Below are 21529 nucleotides of genomic sequence, written 5' to 3'. Positions count from 1 at the left end.
TTTGAAGGTCGAATATACGCCGCCGGCGATCATGCCCGCGACGATACCCTGATGACAAAAAAGCGCGTCACCCCGGTCGACGGCGTGACGCTTCCCCGTGCGGAATCTTCCGCATACGGGCGAAGTCAGCGGGCTTTGTCGGGCGAAGCGGCGTTTCGTTTCAGCCCGAAGGCGGGCCGCTGACGGGCCTCAGCGCAGGAGCAGCATCGTGCGGACGGCGCTTTCCTGGCCTACCTGCAGGCGGTAGAGGTACATCCCGTTCGGCACGGCGTGGCCACTTTCGGCGCTGCCGTCCCAGCGGGCTTCGTAGAACCCGGGCGGCTGTTCCGCACGCACCAGTTCGGCCACCTTGCGCCCGAGCATGTCGTAGACGGTGAGCCGGACGCGAGCCGCCCGTCGCAATTCGTAGCGGATCAGGGTTTCCCCGTTGAACGGGTTCGGATAGTTCTGGTAGAGGACGAACGTTTCCGGTGGTGCCGTCCGCACGACGGGCTCGGGACGCTCCGCCACCCCGGCGGCGCGGGCGGCTGACGGCCCCGGGAGCGCAAAGAGAAAGGCAAGCAGGATCGTAGCAACGCGTCGCATCATAGGTCGACTGATCGGAGTTCGTCTGGCCATGGTACTGCCCGCCCGGAGAGGTGTTGCAGCGGGGCGGCCGGTTTCGCGGTCTTCTCACAGGTTCACTGCATCAATACGTATGCCATCGTGCAGGGGATGTGAAGATTTGGGCACAAGTTCATTCATTTTGAGTGTTTATGCGCAGGCGGGCCGGATGGCGGGCGGAGACGGGCTGTATGGAAAAGCGAACGCTCCGCCATGGGGCACCGGTGCAGGAAAAAGATGCGCCCGGGACGTGCCGTTTCGTGCCGCGATGCTTATCTTTGGCGCGTCTTGCCTGTATTCAGCCTGATCGTCATCGTGGAAACCCTGCCCCTCAGCAAATCCGTCGACGAACTGGTCGAGCAACTGCTGCGCGACCAGGATTTTCTCCTGGCCAAGGAGATCAAGCACAAGATCGAGGAACTGAATCAACTGCTCGTTCGGGCGCAGAGCCAGAAGCTCAAGGTCGAGATCGAGGTTTCCCAGGTGGATCTGCCGTCCGGGGGAACGGTGTCCTACGTAGACGTGAAGCTCTTCAAGCCGCTCTGAGCGGTAGTTCAGGGACGCCGGTAGAGGACCCCGCCTTTCATGACGAGGCGCACGGCATGGAGGGCCGCGAGGCCGGTGCTGGGATCGCCTTCGACGGCGATGAGGTCGGCCAGCAGGCCGGGGCGGATGCGGCCGAGGCGGTCGTCGAGGTGGAACAGGCGGGCGTTGACGGCGGTGGCCGCGCGGAGCACGTCGAGGGGGGCCATGCCGTAGGCGGCCATCATCTCGAGCTCGCGGGCGTTGTCGCCGTGGGAGAAGACGCCGGCGTCGCTGCCGGCGCAGATCGTCACGCCGGCGTCGAGGGCGGCGCGGAAGGAGGCGCGTTTCCGGCGGATGCGCTCGGGCTCGGGGTCGGTGCCCTTGTGCCAGCCGCCGTACTGGAGGATGGCGTCGCCGGCGGCCAGGGTGGGACAGAGGGCCACGCCGTGCTCGGCCATCAGGCGGAACACCTCGGGCGTGCCGCCGTCGCCGTGCTCGATGGTCTCGACGCCCGCCAGCGTGGCGCGGCGCATCCCCTCGGGGGTGCTCGCATGGGCCACCACGGGCCGCCCGCTGCTCCGGGCCGTCTCCACGATCAGGCGCAGCTCGTCGAGCGAGAAGGTGGGGCGGGCCTCGCCCTGCGGCCCCCAGCGGTAGTCTGCATACACCTTCACCACGTCGATGCCATGGCCGATCTGGTCGCGCACGGCGCGGGCGAGGTCGGGGCCGTCGGCGGGCTCGGCCCCCGGCGGCACGTCCCACTCGGGCGCGAAGCCCTTCGGCCCGTAGCTGCCCGTGGCGACGAGCGCGCGCCCGGCCACCAGCAGGCGGGGGCCGGGGGCCAGCCCTTTCTCGATGGCCGTCCGGAGGCCCACGTCGGCATAGCCGGCGCCCTCGGTCCCCAGGTCGCGCACGGTGGTGAAGCCCGCCATCAGCGTGGCGCGGGCATGGTTGACGGCGCGGACGACCCGCTCGGCCCGCGACTCGCGCAGCACCTGGTCATTCCACGGCGTCTCGTCGTACGGGTGCAACAGCAGGTGCGCGTGCCCCTCGATGAGGCCGGGCAGGAGCGTCATCCCGCGCAGGTCGAGCACCTCGGCGCCGGCCGGGACGGTCACCGCACCGGGCGGTCCCGCCGCCGCGATGCGGTCCCCCTCGACGACGACCACCCAGCCCGCGTGCATCGCCTCGCCGTCGAAGACGCGTTCGGGGCGGAGCACGTACTGGGCCGGGGCCGGACAGGCCAGGCACAGGGTGAGGACGAGGGCAAACAGGCGGCGCATGGGTGGAGGAGATGGTTCGGGAAAACAGTAAGATAGTGCCAAATTAGGCAATGGACCCGTGAAAGTCATGGCGAGGATACCCTCCGTCCCGTCGCGGCGAAAGATGCCTTTTCGCGTTGTTTCGATGGAAAGCAAACCCTACCTTTTCGAAAAGAGGAAGGCCGGGGGTGTGGGTATGCCCGGTCTTCCCGCTCCGCTTTTCCTTTTCAGACTCGATGCACGATTTATGGCTACGACCCTCGATGAGATCGCACAGATGCTCGAGCATTACGGATTGAGGTATTTCCGGGGAGATGACAACACCCTGCTGGCCGCCTTTGGCGGACTGGAACACTACCGGGACGACGAAGGCAACCCGCACCTTCGGGTGGTCATCCAGCTCTCCGAACAGGGGCGCTATCTATCGATCTTTGCCCCGGCGGCCTACACGGTTCCGGTCGATGAGGCCGGCCCGTTCCTCCAGGCCTGTGCCATGGTGCAATGGCGCACGAAGCTCATCCAGTACGAGTATGACGCCCGCGACGGGGAGGTGCGGCCCGTCGTGGAGTTCCCGCTGGAAGATGCGCCGCTGACGCTGGCCCAGTTCGCGCGGTGCCTGACGGGGCTGGTGCGCCTGGTGGACGAATACGACCCGGTCCTGCGACGAGCGCTGGAGACGGGCGAGGTGGCGTTCAACGATGAGGAGCAGGCCGTGACGATGTTGAGCCGGCTCCTGAGCGGGTTCCCGCCCGAGATTCTGGCCGAGGCCCTGCGCCGGGCCGACGAGCGGCGGCGGCTGTCCAACGGGCAGGGATGAGGGAGGAACGACGCACGGTGCTCCGGGAGAGGATGCCGCCGGCCGCGTCCGCCGAGGCCTGACTTTGACCCGGGAACGCCGTAGCTTGGCGTCGTCGTTTCACGTTTCCGCCGCCCCATGCCGCTCGACCCCGATCGCATCCGCGAGCAATTCCCCGCCCTTGCCCTCGAAGACGACGGGCAGCCGCGCGTCTATCTGGACAACCCCGCCGGCACGCAGGTGCCCCGCCGCGTGCTCGACCGCACGCACGACTACCTCGTGCACATGAATGCCAACGCCGGCGGCGTCTTCCGCACCTCCGAAGCCACCGACGCCCTCCTCGAAGAAGCCCATCGCGCCGTGGCCGATCTGCTGAACGCGGCCTCGTGGCGGGAGGTCGTCTTCGGGCAGAACATGACCACGCTCACGTTCGCTTTTTCCCGCTCGCTCGGGCGCACGCTGAAGCCGGGCGACGAACTCATCCTGACGCGGATGGACCACGACGCCAACGTGGCCCCCTGGCTCCTGCTCGCCGAAGACCTCGGCCTCACGGTGAAGTGGCTCCCGTTTGACACGACCACGTACCGGTACGACCTCGACGCGCTCGACGGCCTGCTCTCCGAGCGCACCCGGCTGGCGGCGGTCAACTATGCCAGCAATGCGCTGGGCACCATCAACGACGTGCGGGCCATCTGCGAGAAGGTGCACGCCGCCGGCGGCCTCGTCTACGTCGATGCCGTGCAGTACGTGCCCCACGGCCCGACGGACGTGCAGGCCCTCGGGTGCGACTTCCTCGTGTGCTCGGCCTACAAGTTCTTCGGCCCGCACCAGGGCATCCTGTGGGGCCGGGAGGCGCTGCTCGAACGGCTCCCCGCCTACAAGGTGCGGCCGGCCTCCGACGCGCTGCCGTTCAAGTTCGAGACGGGCACGCTCTCGCACGAGGGGATGGCCGGCACGCTCGGCGCCGTCGAGTACCTGGCCTGGGTGGGCGCGACGATGGCTGCCGAGTACCACGATGCGTACCGGCACTTCCCCGAGCGCCGCCGCCACGTCCACGCTGCCATGCGGGCCATCGCCGCCTACGAGCGCACGCTCAGCGAGCGGCTCATCGCCGGTCTGCAGGCCATCCCCGGCCTGACCATCCACGGCATCACCGACCCTGCCTGCTTCGGCGAGCGCGTGCCCACGGTCTCGTTCACCCTCGACGGCCATCACCCCCGCGACGTGGCCCGGCGACTCGCCGGGGCGAATATCTTCGTGTGGGATGGCGACTACTATGCCTGCGAGGTCGTCCGGCACCTGGGCCTCCACACACGCGGCGGCCTGGTGCGCGTGGGGCCGTGCCACTACAACACGGTCGAGGAGATCGACCGGCTCGTGGCAGCGGTGGCGGCGCTGGGTGAAGGCAGGGCGCGGCCATGAGGGACGGGGCGGGCACCGGACGAGCGGGGTGGCGCGCCCCCTGGCGCCGGCTACGCGGAGCGGTTCGCGCCGCTTACGCCTGGTGGCGTGCGCGGTCGCCCTCCGAGCTCTTCGTCTACTCGTTCCTGCTGCTGGTGGGGCTGGGCACGCTCGGCCTCAAGACCCTGCCCGGCCTGTACACCGGAGCGCCGCTGGACTGGCTCGATGCCCTGTTCACGGCCACGAGCGCCGTCTGTGTGACGGGCCTGATCGTGGTGGACACGGCCACGTACTTCACCACGGCGGGGCAGGCGTTCCTCCTGCTGCTGATCCAGCTCGGCGGGCTCGGCATGATCACGCTGGCCACGCTCATCATCCTCTCACTCGGGCAGCGGGCCTCGCTCCGGCAGGAGGCCCTCATGGCCGGCTCGCCCCGCCTGGGCATCGACGTGGGGCCGGCCCGGCTGACGCGCATCGTGGTGGTGTACACGCTGCTCATCGAAGCCACCGGCGCCCTGCTCCTGTACCTGCTCTGGCTGCCGGACCGGGGCTGGACGGGCGCCGCCTGGCCCGCCGTCTTCCATGCCGTCAGCGCCTTCTGCAATGCGGGCTTCTCCACGTTCTCCGACTCGCTCGTGGGGGAGCGCGAGCATCCGCTCGTGTTACTGGTGATTATGGCGCTCATCGTCCTCGGCGGGTTGGGTTTCCTGGTGATGGAAGAGCTGGTCTACCACCACCGCCAGAAGCGGCGCGGGGTGATGCCCCGGCGCGTCTCCGTGCATACCCGCCTGGTGCTGGGCACGACGGCCGTGCTCATCGTCGCCGGGTGGGTGCTCTTCACGGTGTTCGAATGGGGCGTGAGCCTGGCCGACCTGCCGCCCTGGGCGCGGATCGTCAACGGCCTGTTCATGAGCGTGACGCCCCGCACGGCCGGCTTCAACACGGTCGATTATGCCGGCGTCTCGGACAGCGGCAACTTCCTCACCATCCTGCTGATGGCCGTCGGCGGCTCGCCGGGCTCGACGGCGGGCGGCTTCAAGACGACCACCATCGCGCTGATCGGGCTGCTGGCGCTGGCCAACCTGCGCGGGGCCTCCGGCGTGCACCTCGCGGGCCGGACCGTCCCCGACGAAACGATCCGCCGGGCCGTCGGCCTGTTCGTGCTCGTCTTCGGGGTGATGACGGCCGCCGTCTTCGTCATGGTGACCACGCACGTCGAACTGGCCGCACACGCGCAGGTGAGCGGGCGCTTCCTCGTCTACATGTTCGAGGTCGTCAGCGCCTTCAACACCGTCGGGCTGACGATGGGCGGCACGCCCGAACTGACCGGCTTCGGCAAGGGGGTCATCATCCTGCTGATGTTCATCGGGCGCGTCGGCCCCATGACGTTTGCAGCCGCGCTGGCCCGCCGCCGGCGCCTGCGGGCGTTCCGCTATGCCCATGAAGACGTGATCATTGGTTAACGGAGGATCGCACGATGAAACGGTTTGTGGTGGTCGGGCTGGGCAACTTCGGGGCGAGTGTGGCTCGGGCCCTCTACGAGCGCAGGCACGAGGTGATCGCGCTGGACCTCGACCAGGACAAGGTGGACCGGATCGCCCCGCACGTCTCACGGGCCGCCTTCGGCGACGGGCGCGAGACGGAGGTGCTGGAGCACGCCGGGGCCGGCGCGGCCGACGTCGGCATCGTCAGCACGGGCGACGACATCACGGCCAGCGTCCTCTCGACCCTGGCCCTGCGTGACGTGGGCGTGAAGGAGGTCTACGTCAAGGTCATCTCGTTCGATCACGCCCGGGTGATGCGCCGCATGGGCGCGGCCGAGGTCATCTTTCCCGAGCACGAGTCGGCGCTGAACCTGGCCGCCCGCCTCTCGGAGAGCGAATCGCTGCTGAAGTACGTCGATCTGGGCGGCGGCTTCGGCCTGCAGGAGATGGTGGTACCGAACGCCTGGGAGGGCAAGACGCTGCGCGAACTGGACCTGCGCGTGCAGTATGGCGTGACGGTCGTCGGCGTGCACGACGTGCTCACGGGCACGATGAACGTTCCGCCGGATCCGGACGCGGTGCTCAAGGATTCCGACACGCTGGTGATCGCCGGGAAGGAAGAGGCGCTGAAGCGGACGGCCCGGCTGAAGTGAGCGTGGCATCGACCCGCCGGTCGACGCTACGGTCCGGGGCAGCCATTTCGCAGAACCGGTAGAAGGCTGCCCTTCCGGTTCGCTACGCACCTTCGACGATACGGAAAAAAATCTGAAGGGGGGTGGTCCCTCCGTGGGCTTTTTGGTGTGAAAGGGGAAAAGGGGACGGTTCATCGTCTCGAAGTCTCCCCGTGGACGACGGCCACGCGCCGGGCTTTTCCGCGGCCCGGGAGCTGTGCCGGGCGCGTGGTCGTCGTCTCCGTCGAATACGCACCACAAGCCGATACGGAGGTATTCTGATGAAGCACGTGCGATGCGGTCTGTTGATGCTGTTGCTGGGATGGTGTGCCTGGCCCCTGACGGCCCAGCCCTGGAATCAGGCGGCCCTGCTGATGAACGCCGAGGCGGAAGAAAACGACGATTTCGGCGTCTCGGTTTCGATCAGCGGGGACCGGGCCATCGTCGGGGCGCCTGGAGAAGACACCGCCGCTCCCTCGGCCGGTGCGGCGTTCGTGTACGAGCGAGACGGCACGGGGGCCTGGGTGGAGGTGGCGAAGCTGACGGCCGGCGATGCGGAAGGGCTTGACAATTTCGGCGTCTCGGTTTCGATCAGCGGGGACCGGGTCGTCGTCGGGGCGCCTGGAGAAGACACCGGTGGTGCACAAGCCGGCGCGGCATATGTGTACGAGCGGGACGGCACGGGGGCCTGGGTGGAGGTGGCGAAGTTGACCGCCGGCGATGCAGAAGCACACGACGAGTTTGGCGTCTCGGTTTCGATCAGCGGGGACCGGGTCATCGTCGGGGCGCCTGGAGAAGACACCGGTGGGTCTTTAGCCGGCGCGGCGTATGTGTACGAGCGAGACGGCACGGGGGCCTGGGTGGAGGTGGCGAAGTTGACCGCCGGCGATGCAGAAGCGGAAGACCACTTTGGCTTCTCCGTTTCGATCAGCGGGGATCGTGCCATCGTCGGGGCAAACTGGGAAGGTACCGGTGGTAGACGAGCCGGCGCGGCGTATGTATTCGAGCGGGACGGCACGGGGGCCTGGGTGGAGGTGGCGAAGCTGACGGCCGGCGATACGGAAGCGAACGACGAGTTTGGCTTCTCCGTTTCGATCAGCGGGGATCGTGCCATCGTCGGAGCCATAGACCAAGATGTGGAGTTCGACCAGAATGCCGGTGCGGCGTATGTATTCGAGCGGGACGGCACGGGGGCCTGGGTGGAGGTGGCCCGCCTGCTGGCCGGAGACGTGGATAGCAACGCTGAATTCGGTTATTCGGTTGCGGTCAGCGGGGATCGTGCCATCGTCGGGGCCTGGCAGGAAGACCTCGCCGGAATGGATCACGGTGCGGCCTATGTGTTCGTGCGGGACGCCACGGGCACCTGGAGCCAGGAGGCCAAGCTGATCGCCAGCGATACGCAGCCGGAGGATCAGTTCGGCGTCTCGGTTTCGATCAGCGGGGGCCGCGCCATCGTCGGGGCGAACCGAGAAGCCAGCGGTAGGGAGGATGGCGGCTCGGCGTATATCTTCGAGCGAGAGACGTCGGTCGGACGCGAGACGCTGCCGCTGCCGGAGGCGTATGTGCTGGAGCAGAACTATCCCAACCCGTTCCGCCTGCAAACCCGCATCGTCTTTACGTTGCCGGAGGCGGCGATGGTGCGCCTGACGGTCTACGACGTGCTGGGCCGTGCCGTGGCCCGGCCGGCGGCGGGCCGGTATCCGGCAGGGACGCACGCCGTGACGTGGGACGGCCGCAGCGAGGCCGGCGTGCCGGTGCCCGGTGGGGTATACGTCTACCGCCTTGAGGGGGGTTCGTCGGTACAGGCCCGGCGGATGGTCCGCCTGCACTGAGCGGCCATCCTCCCGTCTTCATCGCGTGCCCGCCTCCGCCGCGTCGTGGCGCCCGAGGTGCCGGTCGAACCAGGCCAGGATGCGGGGCGTGACGTCCATGAGCAGCTTCGGCTCGCGCGGGCCGTGCGGCGTGCGGGGGTAGAGGACGAACTCCGTCGGCACGCCGCGTCGCTTCAGGGCCACGTAGAACTCCTGCCCCTGCGCGGTGGGCACGCGCCGGTCCTCGGCGCCGTGGAGCACCTGGGTGGGCGTCGTCACGTTGGCGATGTGGTAGATGGCCGAGTGCTTCTCGTACGTGGCGTAATCCTCCCAGAACTCGGCGCCCATGTGGGCGGCCAGGTAGTCCGGGATGTCCGTGGTGGTGACCATCGAGATGAGGTTGGGCAGGCCCGCGCCCATCGAGGCGGCCTTGAAGCGGTCGGTGCGGGTGACGACGTAGGAGGTCATGTAGCCGCCGTAGCTCCAGCCCATGACGGCCAGGCTGTCCGGGTGGGCCACGCCCATCGCGAGCACCGTGTCGACGCCGGCCATGAGGTCCTCGTAGTCGCCGAAGCCCCAGTCGCGGACGTTGGCGTAGCGGAAGTCCCGGCCGTAGCCGGTCGACCCGCGCGGGTTGGGGCGGAGCACGGCGTAGCCCGCCTGGGCGAACACCTGGGTCATGTAGATGCCGGGGGCCCCGGTGAAGCGCTGCGAGAAGACGCCGGCCGGGCCGCCGTGGATCTGGAGGATGAGCGGGTAGGCGCGCCCCGGCTCGTAGCCGACCGGGTAGGTCAGCAGCCCGTCGATCTTCAGCCCGTCGGGGGCGGTCCATGTGAGCAGCTCGGTGCGGCCCATCGGGGGGCGCGGAAGGTCGGCGTTGACCGACGTAAGGCGCGTCCGCTCGACACCCCCGACGGGGCCGAGGTACACCTCTTCGGGTGTGTCCAGGTCCTCGAATGTGTAGGCCATCCAGGCGGTGGCCCGGTCGAAGGCGACGCTGCCGACGACGCCGTCGAACGTGGTCAGCTGGCGCGTGGGGCTGCCGTCGACGGGGACGGCCAGCACCTGGCGCGTGGTGCGGACGGCCTCGGCGGCGAAGAGCTCGGTGCCGTCGGCGGACCAGCCGAGGAGGGTGGCGTTGCGGTCCGGCGTGTCGGCCAGGCGCCGCGGCTCCCCGCCGGCGGCGGGCACCACGTACAGGTCGCCCAGCCCCACGCGCTCGGGCCGGCCGCCGTCCGAGACGAAGGCGACCCAGGCGCCGTCCGGCGAGAACCGGGGCGTGTCGTCCACGCCGGCCCACGACACCAGCGGCGTGACCGCCCCGCTGTCGGCCGGGACCGTGGAGAGGTCCCGTTCGAGAAAACCGGTGTTGATCGTGGGGTCAGGCTGGTGGGCGAAGACGAGCGTGCGGCCGTCCGGTGACCAGTCGAAGGACGTGACGTGAAAGGCTCCGGCGGTCAGGCGGCGGGCCGGGCGCTCGCCGTCGGCGTCCTTCGCCAGCGGGATCACGTAGAGGTGGTTGTACTTGAAGTCCCGGTCCACCACTTCCACGTAGCGTTTCTCCTTCTTCGCCGTTTTCTCCTCCTCCGTTTCCGGGTCGCGGGCCGTGTAGGCGATCCGGGTGCCGTCGGGCGACCAGCGGTAGGCCGCCACGCCCGTCTCGGCGTCGGTCACCTGTTCGGCCTCGCCGCCGTCGACGCGCATCACCCACACCTGGTTTTTCCCCGAGCGGTCGGACGTGAAGGCCAGGTACTGCCCGTCCGGCGAGAACGCCGGGTCCGTGCACGACTTGTCGCCCCGCGTGTACTGGACGTTCAGGCTGCCGTCGGCCGAGACAATCCAGACGTGACTCCGGTACTCGGACTGTTCCCCTTCCATGACGGCCTCGCGCACCACGTAGGCCACGAGCCGCCCGTCGGGCGAGAGGGCCACGTCGGGGATCGACCGGAAGCGCATGCTCAGCTCGGGTGTCCAGCCCTCGGGGGCCTCCTGGGCACGGGCGGGGACGAGCAGGACGAGGCAGAGCACGAGGGAGAGGGCACGGGCGAGGGTGTTCATGGTGACCTCGGGTGAGATGGGGGAAAGGACACGGGACAATATAGGAAAAGCGGGCCTTTTCGGGCCACGTGGTGTGAAACCTCGGTCATTGCCTCCGAGCGGATCACGCGTAATGAGGACTGGGGCGAGGTGCCCGAGGGCATGATCCTGCACGTCGATGCCGAAGATGCGGCTGTAGTACTAGTCGGGACGGGGACGCGGGGCCGGCGGACGGCCGGAAGCCGCCATAGCGTTTAAGAACGTGCTTTTTTGGCCGATACCGACCTGTGCTATGTATGCCATGCCTTCACGTCGATCTACGGGTTTGAACGGGCCAGATGATTACGTCGACGACATCGACTGCGGCTTCGGTGGCCGTGCTCGCGCTGCATGGCATGCCCGCGCGTGCGCGCCAGGATGAGGCGGCGGCGGACCGGAATCCGGCGGCCGGTCCGGTAGAGCCGGAGGGTACGGAGCGGCCGCATGCCGGCCGTGTGGGGGCCGTGGGGGCGGGAAAGGAGCTGACACCCGCCGAGGAGGAGCAACTCCGGCGTCTGAAGAAGCGGGATGCGGAGGTCCGCCAGCACGAGCAGGCCCACCTGCTGGCGGCCGGCCCTTATGCCCAGGGACCTCCCCGGTATACCTACCAGGTCGGCCCGGATGGCAAGCGTTATGCCATCGGTGGGTCTGTCAAGATCGACACGCGCCCCGTGCCCGGTGATCCGGAGGCAACCATCCGCAAGGCCCAGGTGATCCGCCGTGCGGCGCTGGCTCCGAAGGACCCGTCGCCGGCCGACCGGCGCATCGCGCACGAAGCCGGCCGCATGGAGATGAAGGCGCGGCAGGAACTGGAACTCCGGCAACGCGAGGAGCGGCGCGCCAGGATGCGGCAGGAAGAAGGCGCCGTGCCGGAGGCAACGCCGGACGGCCCGCACATTTTCACCCCGGTCGCCACCGTGCCCTATGCCGATACCGGCAGCCGGAGCGAGGGGCAGGTGGGTGGGCCGCAAGGCTATGCGGGGGCGTATGCCGGTACCATGGCCCGCGAAGCCACCCTGGAGGTCCGACCGGTTCGCCGCATCGATCGCTATGCATAACCGGGGCCGGGCCGGCCCCGGCGCGCCTGTAGCGGGTGCTGTGCCGGCGCGTTTTCAGAGTGAGATGATCCCTTCGACCTTGCCGGCGGCTGCGTAGATGGCGACGACCTCGTCGCTCGAAGAAACCGTCATCCGGGCCGTGACGCTCATGTAGTTGCCCCGCGTCGAGGCCCGTACCTCGACGGGGTGGTCTCCGAAGACGGCCTTCACGTCTTCGAGGCGGGCTTTCGGGACGATGAACTTGAAGAGGTATTCGCTGGGCCAGTCGTTGTCTTCGTCGAGCAGGGTGCGGAAGCGGTCCCACCACGCTTCACCCTGTGCAGGTTCGGATTGAAGAAGAGAGAGTTTCCTTTTCGGTCGCCGGTGCATGTCGTACTCCACATCCTTTAGCCTGAGCCGGGCCGCGGCAGGCGACCCCGCAGAACACACCATACGCGCAGCGCCGGGGCTCCGTTTCCCGTTCGGCGGGTTTCACCGGAGGCGTGGTTTCCAGCGGCCTTCGCGGAACACCGCGCGGATGTCTTCGAGCACCTCGCGGTCGATCTTGAGCGTGTCGCCGGCGGCCAGGTCCACGTTCCTCACGGGCGGGATGCGCAGGTCGTAGTTCTCCCACCCCATGTAGTCGACCAGGATCCGCTGGAATTCCTCGTCCACGATGCCGTCGAGGGGGCCGTCGTAGAAGCCGCGTGCCTGCCAGATTTGCTGGAGTTCCCGGGCGATCTCCTCCGTGACGGGGATCATGTTTTCGGGCTTCGATCCGGTGAAGTACAGGTTGTTGAGCCGGTAGAGCCGTTCGAGTTCGGCGATGGGGGTGGGGTGGTCGTAGACGGAGATGTCGATGAAGTTGTCCATGCCGTCGTAGCCGGCGCCCTGGCGGACGACGAGGAGGGCGGCGCTCTGCTCGCCGCGCTGGTCGCCGCCCGCCTTCCCCCCGGCCACGAGGGCGGCCACGAGCCGGTCGGCCAGGCTGCCCCCGGTGCGTTCGAACGTCTCGGCCATGGCCTCGACGGTTTCCTTCGAGACGAGGATGTTGCCCTGTGCGGTGTAGCCGTAGCCGGTCAGGACGGTGCCATTGTTGCCCTGCTCGGGGCCGCCGGCCAGCGGCGGGCCGTCCTGCCGGCCGACGCGCCCGCCCGCCCAGGCGAACGTCTCGGTGCCGGTCCACATGGCCGCGTTGCCGCGGGCGTCGACCATCCCGACCTGCCGCTGCTGCCGGTCCGCGTCGCCCCGCAGGAGGATGCTCAGGGCCTCCTCGGCCGTGGCACCGTTCTCCATCAACTCCAGCCCCTTGATGCCGTAGTCCAGCTCGGCGAAGCTCTGCGTGGCTACGGCCCCGACGCCCGCCTTCGCCCAGGGCACGATGGGCCGCACATTGGGAAACTTGGACTGCACGGCCACGCCCAGGTCCCCCGTCTCGGGGTCGAAGGCGACGATGGAGAACGTGGACACGAGCGGGTCCGGGCGCGTCATGCGGTACACGACGCAGGCGGCCGAGAGTGACAGGGCCAGCGCGGCCAGCAGGAGGCTTCGTTTCATGGCGGTCGGGTGGTGGTTTCGGGTTGCCTATTCCGCAGGGGGGAGGCGGAATACGAGATACGCAATCGGCCCGAAACTCTCAACCGCACATGGCGGGCAGAAATGGCATCTTCCGGGGACGGGCGTTATCTTCCAGCCCCGCCCGATCCACGCTCCCTCGTCCATCCTGCATGTTCTGTCTATGTCGTTCTGGCTTCGCCTGGCGCGCGGCATCGACCGGTTCAGCGAGCGCACGGGCCGGGTGCTCTACTGGTTGACGCTCGTGATGGTCCTCATCGGGGCCTACAATGCCGTCGTGCGCTACCTTGACCGCTACACGGGGCTGGGGCTCAGCTCGAACGTCTACATCGAGCTGCAATGGTATCTTTTCAGCCTGGTTTTCCTGCTGGGGGCGGCCTATACGCTCAAGCACGACGCCCACGTCCGCGTCGATGTGTTCTACGGGCGCCTCTCGCCGAGGGGCAAGGCATGGATCAACCTGGTCGGGACCCTGCTCTTCCTTTTGCCCTTCTGCGGGCTGATGCTGTGGGTGTCGTGGCCGTCGGTGGTCAACTCGTGGGCGGTGCGTGAGATGTCGCCGGATCCGGGCGGGTTGCCACGCTACCCGATCAAGACGGCCATCCCGGTTGCTTTCGTCCTGATCGTGGTGCAGGGGGTGGCCATGCTGATCCGGCAGGTGGCGGTGCTGCGGGGGACGTCGTTGCCGGAGGAGGAGGCCGGTCCGGAGGAGATACACGGGGGAGGGCACGTGTGATGGAAGACTGGCTCGGCCCACTCATGTTCATCGGGGCGCTCGTGCTCATCTTTTCGGGCTACCCGGTGGCGTTTGCGCTCGGCGGCACGGCGCTCCTGTTTGCCTTCATCGGGGTGGAGGCCGGGCTGCTCGACTGGCACCTGCTCCTGGCCCTGCCGGACCGCACGTTCGGCGTGATGTCGAACTATGTGTTGCTGGCGGTGCCGTTCTTCATTTTCATGGGCACGATGCTGGAGAAGTCGCGCCTGGCCGAGGACTTGCTCACGACCATCGGGCAGCTCTTCGGGCCGTTGCGGGGCGGGCTGGCGCTGGCCGTGGTCTTCGTCGGGGCGCTCCTGGCGGCAGCCACGGGGGTCGTCGGGGCGTCGGTGGTGGCCATGGGCATGATCTCGTTGCCGGTGATGCTGCGCTACGGCTATTCGCGGGAGCTTTCGACGGGTATCATCACGGCTTCCGGAACGCTGGGGCAGATCATCCCGCCGAGTGTGGTGCTGGTGGTGCTGGCGGACCAGCTCGGCGTGTCGGTAGGGGATCTGTTCCTGGGGGCCCTGGTGCCGGGACTGATGCTGGCGGGCCTCTACGCGCTGTATGCGGTGGGGGTGGCCGTCTTCCGGCCGAAACGGGCGCCGGCCCTGCCGCCCGAAGCGCGGAACCTGCCCCCGAAGGTGCTCCTGCGCCGGGTGCTGCTGGTGATGTTGCCGCCGCTCGTGCTCATCCTGCTCGTGCTCGGCTCCATCTTTGCCGGCATCGCCACGCCGACGGAGGCCGGCGCCCTGGGCGCCCTGGGGGCCCTGCTGCTGGCGCTCGCAGGCCGGCGACTGACGCTGCAGGCCCTCCGCGAGACCATGGCCGAAACGACCCGCCTCACGGCCATGGTCATGTTCCTGCTCATCGGTTCGACGGCTTTCGCCCTCGTCTTCCGGGGGCTCGGCGGTGACCTCTGGATCGAGGACCTGCTGACCAACCTGCCGGGCGGTGCCGCCGGCATGCTCCTGGTGGCCAACCTGGCGATCTTCCTGCTCGGCTTCTTCATCGACTTCTTCGAGATCGCCTTCATCATCATCCCGTTGCTGGCGCCGGTGGCCCTGTTGCTGGGGATCGATCTGGTGTGGTTCGGGGTGATGATCGGGATGAACCTGCAGATGTCCTTCCTCACACCTCCTTTCGGTTTCGCCCTGTTCTACCTGCGCGGGGTGGCACCGCCCGAGGTAACCACGGCGCAAATCTACCGGGGAGCCATCCCGTTCATCCTCATCCAGGCCCTGGGACTGCTGCTCGTCATCCTTTTTCCCGAACTGGTGACCTGGCTGCTCGATTGATGCGCCCGGCCGAAAACCCCCCCGGTTCTTTCCGGCGTACGGGCTCGATCAGACCGGCCAGGGCGAAGGTCCGTGTTGTTGAGGCGATGCCGGCTCGGGCCGGGTTGTCGATGGCATGGCACGGCCAGGATCAGCCGCGCCGGTGCAGGCTTCAGCCCGGGCCCGGTGGCCGGGCGCACCTGTGAAGGGTGCGGCTACAGGTCCCTTCAGGACGGGGGCTCATGGCCGCTCCCCGAAATCCCGGTGCACGGTTCACGGACGCTACGGTCGGGTTCAAGAAGTATGCAGGGCCCTTTCGCAGGACCGGTATCAGAAACTCATCTCGATGCCGGCCTGCATCATGCGCCCGGCCCCCGGGAGGCCGAGCTGGGTCACGACCAGTTCATCGGTCAGGTTGTCGCCCCGGGCGAAGAGTTCCGCGGTGAAGCCGGGCACCACGTCGTCGAGGCGGTAGCCGATGCGGGCGTTGAGGCTGAGGGCGCGGGGCAGGGGGACGAACGTGTTGTCTTCGTCGAGCGAGTAGGCGCGGCCGGTGTAGGTGGCGTCGAGCTGCAGGGAGAGGCCCTGCGGGCCGGCATAGCGGAGCAGGGCGGTGCCCACGGCGTCCGGCTTCTCGGCCAGGCGTTCGGACTCGCCGGGGTTGTCCTTCAGGCGCTTTACGTCCGTGAGCGTCAGCGAGGCGGTGCCCTGCACGTAGCGGTGGAGGCGGGCCTGTGCCGTCATTTCGACGCCCAGCACGCGGCTGCCCCGCAGGTTGATGCGCTGCCGTTTGCGCTCCCCGTCCACCGTTACGTTGATGCGGTCGATGGTGTCCGAGGTGCGGTTCAGGAACGGGATCACCTCGAGGCGCAGGCCGGGCCGTTCGAGGCCCAGGCCCACTTCGGCCAGCAGGGCCGACTCGGGCCGGAGGTCGGGGTTGAGGAGGAAGCGGTTGAGGGCTTCCCCGAAGAGCTCGCGCATCGTCGGGAAGCGGGTTTTGCGGCCGACGGCGCCGCGGGCGAAGAAGCCGCCTTCGAAGTCGTAGCGGGCCCCGGCGGAGAAGCTGTAGTCGGAGAACGGATCCCAGGCCGGCTTGTCGCCCGTGCGGGGCATGCGCATGACGTCGTAGCCGGCGCTGGCGGTGGTCTGGAGGCGATCGGTCACGGGCCATTCGTAGGCGAGGCCGAGGCTGAAGGTTTCCTGCCGGTAGGTCAGGCGCGGAAACGTTTCGCCGGGAAGGGGGCGCCCGTCGTCTCCCAGTACGAGGTCCCGTTGCCGGTGGGTGGAGACGAAGCCGTTGATGGCCAGGCGGACTGTGCCGGGGCCGAGGGCCTGCGCCAGTGCCAGGCGCGTGCCGAAGGTGAGGTCGTCGTCCTCCTGGCGTTCCCGGGGCCGGTCGAAGGCGAGGGAGCCGTAGGCATTGATGTGCTGGCTGAAGTCGCCGGTCCAGGCAGTGGCTTTCCAGTGGGTCTGCGGCGTGAGGTAGCCCTCGCCGCTGAGGATGCCGACGGTGTAGCGCCAGAGGGGGTAGCGCCAGAGGCGGGCGTCTTCGGGGGGGAGATGGCCTTCGGGCGCCACGCCCTGTTCGGCGTCGATGTGGAGGACCGACAGGCTCAGCCGGGTGCCGTCCCCGAACGTGTACAGGCCCCGCGCAAAGGCATTGGTGATCCGGCGGTCGGTGTTGGTACGCAGGCCGGTGCCGGGCTGGTTGTAGGCCAGGCGGGTTCCGTTCGGGAGCGGCAGGCCGTCCCGGCGTGCGTGGCCGGCCGCCGCCGTGTAGCTGAAGGCGCCGGCACGCCCCCGGTGGACCAGATGGGCGCGGGCGGCGTCGGCCGTGCCGTAGGAGAGGCCGAGTTCGGTAAGGCGCCCCTCGTATTCGAAGGACGGCGAGACCAGGTTTACCGCGCCGCCGATGACGTTCGTGCCGTATTCGATGGCCGGGGCCCCCTTGGTCACCGTCATCCGGCTGATGAGGCCGGCGGGGATCAGGCCCAGGTCGAGGCGGTTGTCCCAGGGGATGTTCAGCAGGGCCCCGTCGAGGAAGATGGCGGTCTGCCGTTCGCCGGCATTGCGCAGGAAGAGCAGCGTCTCGCCGCGCGAGTTCGTCTGCACGTGCGCCGAGGGCAGGTAGCGGGTGAGCTGGTCCGTGGAGAGGGCTTCCAGCGGGGCCAGGTCGGCCACCGTAAGGCGCTGGACCGTCGTGATGCGTTCTTCGACCGGCGTCTCGCCCTGTACCACGATTTCCTGCAGATCGTACCGCAGCAGCAGCGAGTCGGCCTCGGGCGGGTCCTGGGCATGGAGCGGAACCACCACCAGCAGCAGGAGCATCATGGGCGCAGCGGTCTTTCTCATGACACGCAGGGGAGCGGGTGTTGTGGGGAGTGTACGATCGCTGTAGAGAAGCCTGTACAGGCGGGGACGGGTGCGCCCGGCAGGGGCGCAAAGATCAGAACCGAAACCGAGGGGCAAGAATGATGCCCGGCCCTCAACCGCTTGCCAGGCGGAGCAGGGTGGTCCGGTCGATTCGGTGGGGACCGTCGAAGGTCAGGAGGCGATAGGGAATGTTGTGGCTGCGCAGGCGATTTTCCTCGGAGGCCAGGCGTTCGGCGTCAACGTATTCGTCCCGGGTTCCCACGACGAGCAGGAGGGGGGCCTCGCCGAGCCGGGCGCGGAGGGTGTGCAGGTCGAGATCGTGGGCGGCGGGGCCGGCCCAGAGGATGAGCCGGTCGAGGCGGGCGCGGCCCATCGTGAACCAGCGCGAGGCGGTGGCCGCACCCTGAGAGAAGCCGAGCAGGTGCACGGTACCGGGCGGGCGTCCGGCAAAGACGGCGTCGTAGACGGCGTCCAGGTAGCGCACGTAATCGGCAATCTCGTGCGTGCGGTCCTCGCGGGTCATCCACGAGGCACCCACCCGGTCGGGGTTCCGGCGGACGTAGAAGCGGGAGAGGCCCTCGGGCGCCACGATCAGCCGCGTGCCGTCGTCGACCGGCGCGAAGGCCGCGATGAAGTCGGCGGCGAGCTGGCCGTAGCCGTGGAGGACGAACCACACGTCGCCGGCCTGCGGCGGGCCCAGCGTGACGTACCGTGCCGTGCGGGGGACGGTGAGAACGTGTGTCGCGGCCATGGCCAGGCGTTCAACCGGCGGGTTCGTGCGGGAGGGGCAGGCGGGCCACGTCGTGGATGATCGCCAGGTGATGGGCGGAGTGGATGCGCGCGAGCCGGAGCCACTGCGCGGCGCTCAGCGTGCCCAGAAACGGGTGCGGAAGGCCGCCGGGCCGCCCGGGAAGATCCGGCAGCAGGGCGGCCGCCGCCTCGTATTTGTGCCGGCTTCGGTCTCGCGTGGTCGCCAGATCGGTGCGGGTGGGCGCCGCCGGCGGGTGCACGTCCGCCGGTGCCTGCCCGCGGCCCCGCATCATGTCTTCCCGGCGCAGGACATACCAGCCGGCCCGGTTGGGCTCGCCGGCCTGGACCGAGGGATGCCCCGCCACGATCGCCTCGATGGCCTTGAGCATGCGGCTGTTGGCCAGCAGGATGTGATAAAGGTGCTGCGCCACCGACCAGGCCGAAACGTCCTCGCGGCGGAGGAAGAGTTGCGCGTCCGGCCAGGCGAGCACGGCATCAAACGCCTCGTACAGTGTGCCGAGGCGGCGATATTCTTCGTGTACGTCGATCTCGAGCATGATGACGGCGTCTGTTTCAGGGTCCCCGCAAGATGCTGCACGGGCGCCGGAAAGGCAAGGGGCACGGCCGGGCGCATGCAGGCCGGTGCGGCTTTGTAAAAAGGTACGGTAGCAGTATTTTCCCGGCGGGTACACGGGCGTTTTACGGGCTCAGGCATGCTGGAATCCCTGGATCACATCGACCGTCAGATCCTGGACATCCTCCAGGAAGACGGGGGCATTACCAACGTGGAGCTGGCGCGGCGGGTCGGGCTGGCGCCGGCCACCACCCTCGACCGGGTCAAGAAGCTCAGGCAGCGCGGCGTCATCCGCGGCTACGTCGCCCTGGTCGATCCGTCCAAGGTGAATCAGGGCACCATCGCCTTCGTGCAGGTGACCCTGAACGCGCACGGGGCCGACTTCGTGCAGGCGTTCCGCGAGCAGGTACAGACCCTGCCCGAGGTCCTCGAATGCTACCACATCAGCGGGGAGAGTGACTATCTGCTCAAGGTGGTGGCCCCGAACATCCAGCAGTATGAAGACTTTCTCCTGCACAAGCTGGCGTCCATCCCCAACATCGGAAAGATTCACACCTCGTTCGTGCTCTCGACCGTCAAGCACGCGACGAAGATCCCGGTTCAGATGCCGGACTGAGGGGATGGCCCGGTGTCTACACACGGCTTTTTTGTATGTTGATCGAAGGTAGGTCATGACCCGGCAAGGCGACGACTATCAACCCACCACCCGCCTGATTCACGGGCGGATGCATTCGGCGGCCTGGGAGTACAGCCACCACGTCGTGCCGCCCATCTCCACCTCGACGACATTCCGCCTGGACTCGCAGGTGCGGGGGGCACAGGGCTTTCGCACCTACGGGCACGAGGAGGAAAGCGGGCAGCCGATCTACATCTATGACCGCCTCCGCGAGCCGAACAAGGACCTGCTCGAGGAAAACCTGGCCATGGCCGAGGGCGGTGAAATGGCCGTCACGTTTGCCTCGGGCATGGGGGCCATCTCGGCCGTGCTGGGGGTGCTGCTCCGGGCCGGTGAGCATCTGGTGGCGCATCACACGCTCTATGGATGTACCCATTCGCTGCTGAACAACTGGCTGCCGCGCTTCGGGATCACCCACACACCGGTTGATTTGACGACACCGGAAGCGCTTCGCGAGCACCTGCGCCCCGCCACACGGGTGGTCTACCTGGAGACGCCGGCCAATCCGACGCTGGAGATCGTGGACATCGCGGCGGTGGTGGCCGAAGTGGCGGCGGCCAATGCGGCCCGTGCCCCGGAGGAACGGGTCTATGTGGTGGTGGACAACACCTTCGCCACGCCGTTCTGCCAGCGCCCGCTCGAGCACGGGGCCGACTTCGTGGTGCACAGCCTGACGAAGGGCATCAGCGGCTACGGCACGGACATGGGGGGCGTGGTCATCGGCCCGCGCACCTTCCGTGATCGCCTCCTGCTCTACCGGAAGGACTTCGGCGGGGTGCTCTCGCCCCGGGCCGCATGGAGCATCCTGGTCTACGGCCTGCCCAGCCTGGCCGTGCGGATGCGGCAGCAGCAGGCCACGGCCCGCGAGCTCGTCCGTTTCCTGGCCAACCACCCGGCCGTGGCGTCGGTGAGCTATCCGGGGCTGCCGTCGTTCGCGGGGTATGCGGTGGCCCGTCGTCAGATGATCGACTACGAGGGCAACTTTGCGCCGGGCAGTATGGTGTTCTTCGAACTCAGGGGCGCCACGCCGGAGCGGCAGCAGGAGGCCGGCATCCGGTTCATCAACCACCTGGCGCGCCATGCCTACACCGTCACGCTGGCCGTCAGCCTGGGCAACGTGCGGACGCTCGTCGAACATCCCTCCAGCATGACGCACGCGCCGATCCCGCTCGAGGAGCAGATCGCCATGGGCATTCGCCCGAGCGGCATCCGCCTGTCGGTGGGCCTCGAAGCCGTCGACGACCTGGTGCGCGACCTGGAGGCAGCCCTCGAAGCGGCGCAGGTGGCTACCGGGGCGGCCTCCTGACCGGCATCCCGCGTGCCCGGGTCGCCGGGCGGTAGGCGGCCAGGTGGTCCAGCGCGCCGGCAGGGTCCGGTGCGACGTGGTAGAGCACCCGGTATTCGGGGCGGGCGAACCCGGTCCGGTAGAGGTGTTCGAACAGGTCGAGGAGCGGGCGAAAGAAGTCGTCCGTGTTGACGAGCGCGATGGGCTTGTCGTGGTAGCCGAGCTGGCGGAGGGTGAGGACCTCCATCAGCTCTTCGAGGGTGCCGAAGCCGCCGGGGAGCACGACGAAGCCGTCGGCGCGGGTGAAGATGAGGCGCTTGCGCTCCTGCATCGTGCCGGTGACGACGAGCTCGTCGGCCACGTCGTAGGCGACGCCTTCGCGGGTTTTGAGGGCTTCGGGGATGACGCCGTAGACGCGCCCGCCGTGCGCGTGGGCGGCCCGGGCGACGGCCCCCATCAGGCCCACCTGCCCGCCTCCGTAGACGAGTTCAAGCCCGCGTTCAGCCAGCAGGCGGCCCATCTCCTCGGCCACGGCAACATAGCGGGCATCGATGCGGTTGCTCGAAGCGCAGTAGACGCCGACGTGGTGCAGCATA

20 protein-coding genes are annotated in these 21529 nt (G+C 68.4%); 11 read left to right on the top strand and 9 right to left on the bottom strand.

The features are described from left to right. Positions 1-189 precede the first annotated feature (189 nt). Positions 190-588 carry a FlgD immunoglobulin-like domain containing protein gene (locus GQ464_RS07915; RefSeq protein ID WP_166978713.1) on the bottom strand — a complete coding sequence of 133 codons (399 nt, stop codon included), beginning with the start codon at positions 586-588 and terminating at the stop codon, positions 190-192. Positions 589-891: 303 nt separating this feature from the next. Between GQ464_RS07915 and GQ464_RS07910 the strand changes: the two genes are divergently transcribed. Continuing rightward, entirely contained in the window at positions 892-1149 is a 258-nt protein-coding gene (locus GQ464_RS07910) for a hypothetical protein (protein ID WP_166978715.1), read from the top strand. Positions 1150-1157: 8 nt separating this feature from the next. On the opposite strand, the gene GQ464_RS07905 is transcribed toward GQ464_RS07910, so the two are convergent. Further along, the gene (locus tag GQ464_RS07905) at positions 1158-2411 is read right to left on the bottom strand and encodes a metal-dependent hydrolase family protein (RefSeq protein WP_166978717.1); all 1254 of its coding nucleotides are present in this window, start codon (positions 2409-2411) and stop codon (positions 1158-1160) included. Between the two features lie 226 nt (positions 2412-2637). Here GQ464_RS07905 and GQ464_RS07900 point away from each other — a divergent pair, with 226 nt between their 5' ends. The 5 genes from GQ464_RS07900 (at position 2638) to GQ464_RS07880 (ending at position 8574) form a co-directional block, all read left to right on the top strand. Then, positions 2638-3207: a hypothetical protein gene (locus GQ464_RS07900; RefSeq protein ID WP_166978719.1), complete on the top strand. Its 570-nt coding sequence runs from the start codon at positions 2638-2640 to the stop codon at positions 3205-3207. A 117-nt stretch (positions 3208-3324) separates the two neighbouring features. Continuing rightward, positions 3325-4608 carry a cysteine desulfurase-like protein gene (locus tag GQ464_RS07895; RefSeq protein ID WP_166978721.1) on the top strand — a complete coding sequence of 428 codons (1284 nt, stop codon included), beginning with the start codon at positions 3325-3327 and terminating at the stop codon, positions 4606-4608. Beyond that, the gene (locus GQ464_RS07890; protein ID WP_166978723.1) at positions 4605-6050 is read left to right on the top strand and encodes a TrkH family potassium uptake protein; all 1446 of its coding nucleotides are present in this window, start codon (positions 4605-4607) and stop codon (positions 6048-6050) included. The genes GQ464_RS07895 and GQ464_RS07890 overlap by 4 nt, the downstream gene beginning before the upstream one ends. 14 nt (positions 6051-6064) lie before the next feature. Beyond that, positions 6065-6724 (top strand): potassium channel family protein, encoded by a 660-nt coding sequence (locus GQ464_RS07885; RefSeq protein WP_166978725.1) that lies wholly within the window; start codon positions 6065-6067, stop codon positions 6722-6724. 299 nt (positions 6725-7023) lie between these two features. Continuing rightward, the gene (locus GQ464_RS07880; protein ID WP_166978726.1) at positions 7024-8574 is read left to right on the top strand and encodes an FG-GAP repeat protein; all 1551 of its coding nucleotides are present in this window, start codon (positions 7024-7026) and stop codon (positions 8572-8574) included. 18 nt (positions 8575-8592) lie between these two features. Here the strand turns inward: GQ464_RS07880 and GQ464_RS07875 are convergent, their stop codons facing one another. Further along, the gene (locus tag GQ464_RS07875) at positions 8593-10611 is read right to left on the bottom strand and encodes a S9 family peptidase (RefSeq protein WP_228350711.1); all 2019 of its coding nucleotides are present in this window, start codon (positions 10609-10611) and stop codon (positions 8593-8595) included. A gap of 317 nt (positions 10612-10928) precedes the next feature. Here GQ464_RS07875 and GQ464_RS07870 point away from each other — a divergent pair, with 317 nt between their 5' ends. Further along, entirely contained in the window at positions 10929-11687 is a 759-nt protein-coding gene (locus GQ464_RS07870; RefSeq protein WP_228350710.1) for a putative metalloprotease CJM1_0395 family protein, read from the top strand. A gap of 54 nt (positions 11688-11741) precedes the next feature. Here GQ464_RS07870 and GQ464_RS07865 read toward each other — a convergent pair whose 3' ends face one another. Beyond that, entirely contained in the window at positions 11742-12056 is a 315-nt protein-coding gene (locus GQ464_RS07865) for a DUF493 domain-containing protein (protein ID WP_166979652.1), read from the bottom strand. 102 nt (positions 12057-12158) lie between these two features. Next, complete coding sequence (locus GQ464_RS07860) at positions 12159-13223, bottom strand: DUF1028 domain-containing protein (RefSeq protein WP_166979587.1); 1065 nt, start codon at positions 13221-13223, stop codon at positions 12159-12161. 181 nt (positions 13224-13404) lie between these two features. Between GQ464_RS07860 and GQ464_RS07855 the strand changes: the two genes are divergently transcribed. Together GQ464_RS07855 and GQ464_RS07850 are read left to right on the top strand one after the other, a co-directional pair. Continuing rightward, a complete protein-coding gene (locus GQ464_RS07855) occupies positions 13405-13977 on the top strand; it encodes a TRAP transporter small permease subunit (protein ID WP_166979589.1) in 573 nt (190 codons plus the stop codon). Next, positions 13977-15296, top strand: coding sequence for a TRAP transporter large permease (locus GQ464_RS07850; RefSeq protein WP_228350709.1), 1320 nt, complete (start codon positions 13977-13979; stop codon positions 15294-15296). The genes GQ464_RS07855 and GQ464_RS07850 overlap by 1 nt, the downstream gene beginning before the upstream one ends. 309 nt (positions 15297-15605) lie before the next feature. On the opposite strand, the gene GQ464_RS07845 is transcribed toward GQ464_RS07850, so the two are convergent. From GQ464_RS07845 to GQ464_RS07835, 3 genes are all read right to left on the bottom strand, one after another. Next, the gene (locus GQ464_RS07845; RefSeq protein ID WP_166979594.1) at positions 15606-17627 is read right to left on the bottom strand and encodes a TonB-dependent receptor; all 2022 of its coding nucleotides are present in this window, start codon (positions 17625-17627) and stop codon (positions 15606-15608) included. A 133-nt stretch (positions 17628-17760) separates the two neighbouring features. Then, positions 17761-18399 carry an alpha/beta hydrolase gene (locus tag GQ464_RS07840; RefSeq protein ID WP_166979596.1) on the bottom strand — a complete coding sequence of 213 codons (639 nt, stop codon included), beginning with the start codon at positions 18397-18399 and terminating at the stop codon, positions 17761-17763. A 10-nt stretch (positions 18400-18409) separates the two neighbouring features. After that, positions 18410-18955, bottom strand: a complete 546-nt coding sequence (locus GQ464_RS07835) for a DinB family protein (RefSeq protein WP_166979598.1) — start codon at positions 18953-18955, stop codon at positions 18410-18412. 156 nt (positions 18956-19111) lie between these two features. Here GQ464_RS07835 and GQ464_RS07830 point away from each other — a divergent pair, with 156 nt between their 5' ends. Together GQ464_RS07830 and GQ464_RS07825 are read left to right on the top strand one after the other, a co-directional pair. Continuing rightward, the gene (locus GQ464_RS07830; RefSeq protein ID WP_166979600.1) at positions 19112-19588 is read left to right on the top strand and encodes an Lrp/AsnC family transcriptional regulator; all 477 of its coding nucleotides are present in this window, start codon (positions 19112-19114) and stop codon (positions 19586-19588) included. A 55-nt stretch (positions 19589-19643) separates the two neighbouring features. Further along, a complete protein-coding gene (locus GQ464_RS07825) occupies positions 19644-20954 on the top strand; it encodes a trans-sulfuration enzyme family protein (RefSeq protein ID WP_166979602.1) in 1311 nt (436 codons plus the stop codon). Here GQ464_RS07825 and GQ464_RS07820 read toward each other — a convergent pair. Further along, complete coding sequence (locus tag GQ464_RS07820; RefSeq protein WP_166979604.1) at positions 20935-21528, bottom strand: LOG family protein; 594 nt, start codon at positions 21526-21528, stop codon at positions 20935-20937. The genes GQ464_RS07825 and GQ464_RS07820 overlap by 20 nt on opposite strands. Position 21529 lies beyond the last annotated feature (1 nt).

This window comes from Rhodocaloribacter litoris (assembly GCF_011682235.2).
Lineage (GTDB): Bacteria > Bacteroidota > Rhodothermia > Rhodothermales > ISCAR-4553 > Rhodocaloribacter > Rhodocaloribacter litoris.
Note: the sequence above shows the minus strand (reverse complement) of the source record. Positions and strands in the feature narration are given on the sequence as shown.

Coding starts and splice junctions, on each gene's coding strand:
- GQ464_RS07900 (WP_166978719.1), top strand. CDS start 2,638: ATGGCTACGACCCTCGATGAGATCGCACAGATGCTCGAGCATTACGGA.
- GQ464_RS07825 (WP_166979602.1), top strand. CDS start 19,644: ATGACCCGGCAAGGCGACGACTATCAACCCACCACCCGCCTGATTCAC.
- GQ464_RS07835 (WP_166979598.1), bottom strand. CDS start 18,955: ATGCTCGAGATCGACGTACACGAAGAATATCGCCGCCTCGGCACACTG.
- GQ464_RS07850 (WP_228350709.1), top strand. CDS start 13,977: ATGGAAGACTGGCTCGGCCCACTCATGTTCATCGGGGCGCTCGTGCTC.
- GQ464_RS07820 (WP_166979604.1), bottom strand. CDS start 21,528: ATGCTGCACCACGTCGGCGTCTACTGCGCTTCGAGCAACCGCATCGAT.
- GQ464_RS07840 (WP_166979596.1), bottom strand. CDS start 18,399: ATGGCCGCGACACACGTTCTCACCGTCCCCCGCACGGCACGGTACGTC.
- GQ464_RS07915 (WP_166978713.1), bottom strand. CDS start 588: ATGATGCGACGCGTTGCTACGATCCTGCTTGCCTTTCTCTTTGCGCTC.
- GQ464_RS07845 (WP_166979594.1), bottom strand. CDS start 17,627: ATGAGAAAGACCGCTGCGCCCATGATGCTCCTGCTGCTGGTGGTGGTT.
- GQ464_RS07860 (WP_166979587.1), bottom strand. CDS start 13,223: ATGAAACGAAGCCTCCTGCTGGCCGCGCTGGCCCTGTCACTCTCGGCC.
- GQ464_RS07865 (WP_166979652.1), bottom strand. CDS start 12,056: ATGCACCGGCGACCGAAAAGGAAACTCTCTCTTCTTCAATCCGAACCT.
- GQ464_RS07830 (WP_166979600.1), top strand. CDS start 19,112: ATGCTGGAATCCCTGGATCACATCGACCGTCAGATCCTGGACATCCTC.
- GQ464_RS07855 (WP_166979589.1), top strand. CDS start 13,405: ATGTCGTTCTGGCTTCGCCTGGCGCGCGGCATCGACCGGTTCAGCGAG.
- GQ464_RS07870 (WP_228350710.1), top strand. CDS start 10,929: ATGATTACGTCGACGACATCGACTGCGGCTTCGGTGGCCGTGCTCGCG.
- GQ464_RS07890 (WP_166978723.1), top strand. CDS start 4,605: ATGAGGGACGGGGCGGGCACCGGACGAGCGGGGTGGCGCGCCCCCTGG.
- GQ464_RS07875 (WP_228350711.1), bottom strand. CDS start 10,611: ATGAACACCCTCGCCCGTGCCCTCTCCCTCGTGCTCTGCCTCGTCCTG.
- GQ464_RS07895 (WP_166978721.1), top strand. CDS start 3,325: ATGCCGCTCGACCCCGATCGCATCCGCGAGCAATTCCCCGCCCTTGCC.
- GQ464_RS07880 (WP_166978726.1), top strand. CDS start 7,024: ATGAAGCACGTGCGATGCGGTCTGTTGATGCTGTTGCTGGGATGGTGT.
- GQ464_RS07885 (WP_166978725.1), top strand. CDS start 6,065: ATGAAACGGTTTGTGGTGGTCGGGCTGGGCAACTTCGGGGCGAGTGTG.
- GQ464_RS07905 (WP_166978717.1), bottom strand. CDS start 2,411: ATGCGCCGCCTGTTTGCCCTCGTCCTCACCCTGTGCCTGGCCTGTCCG.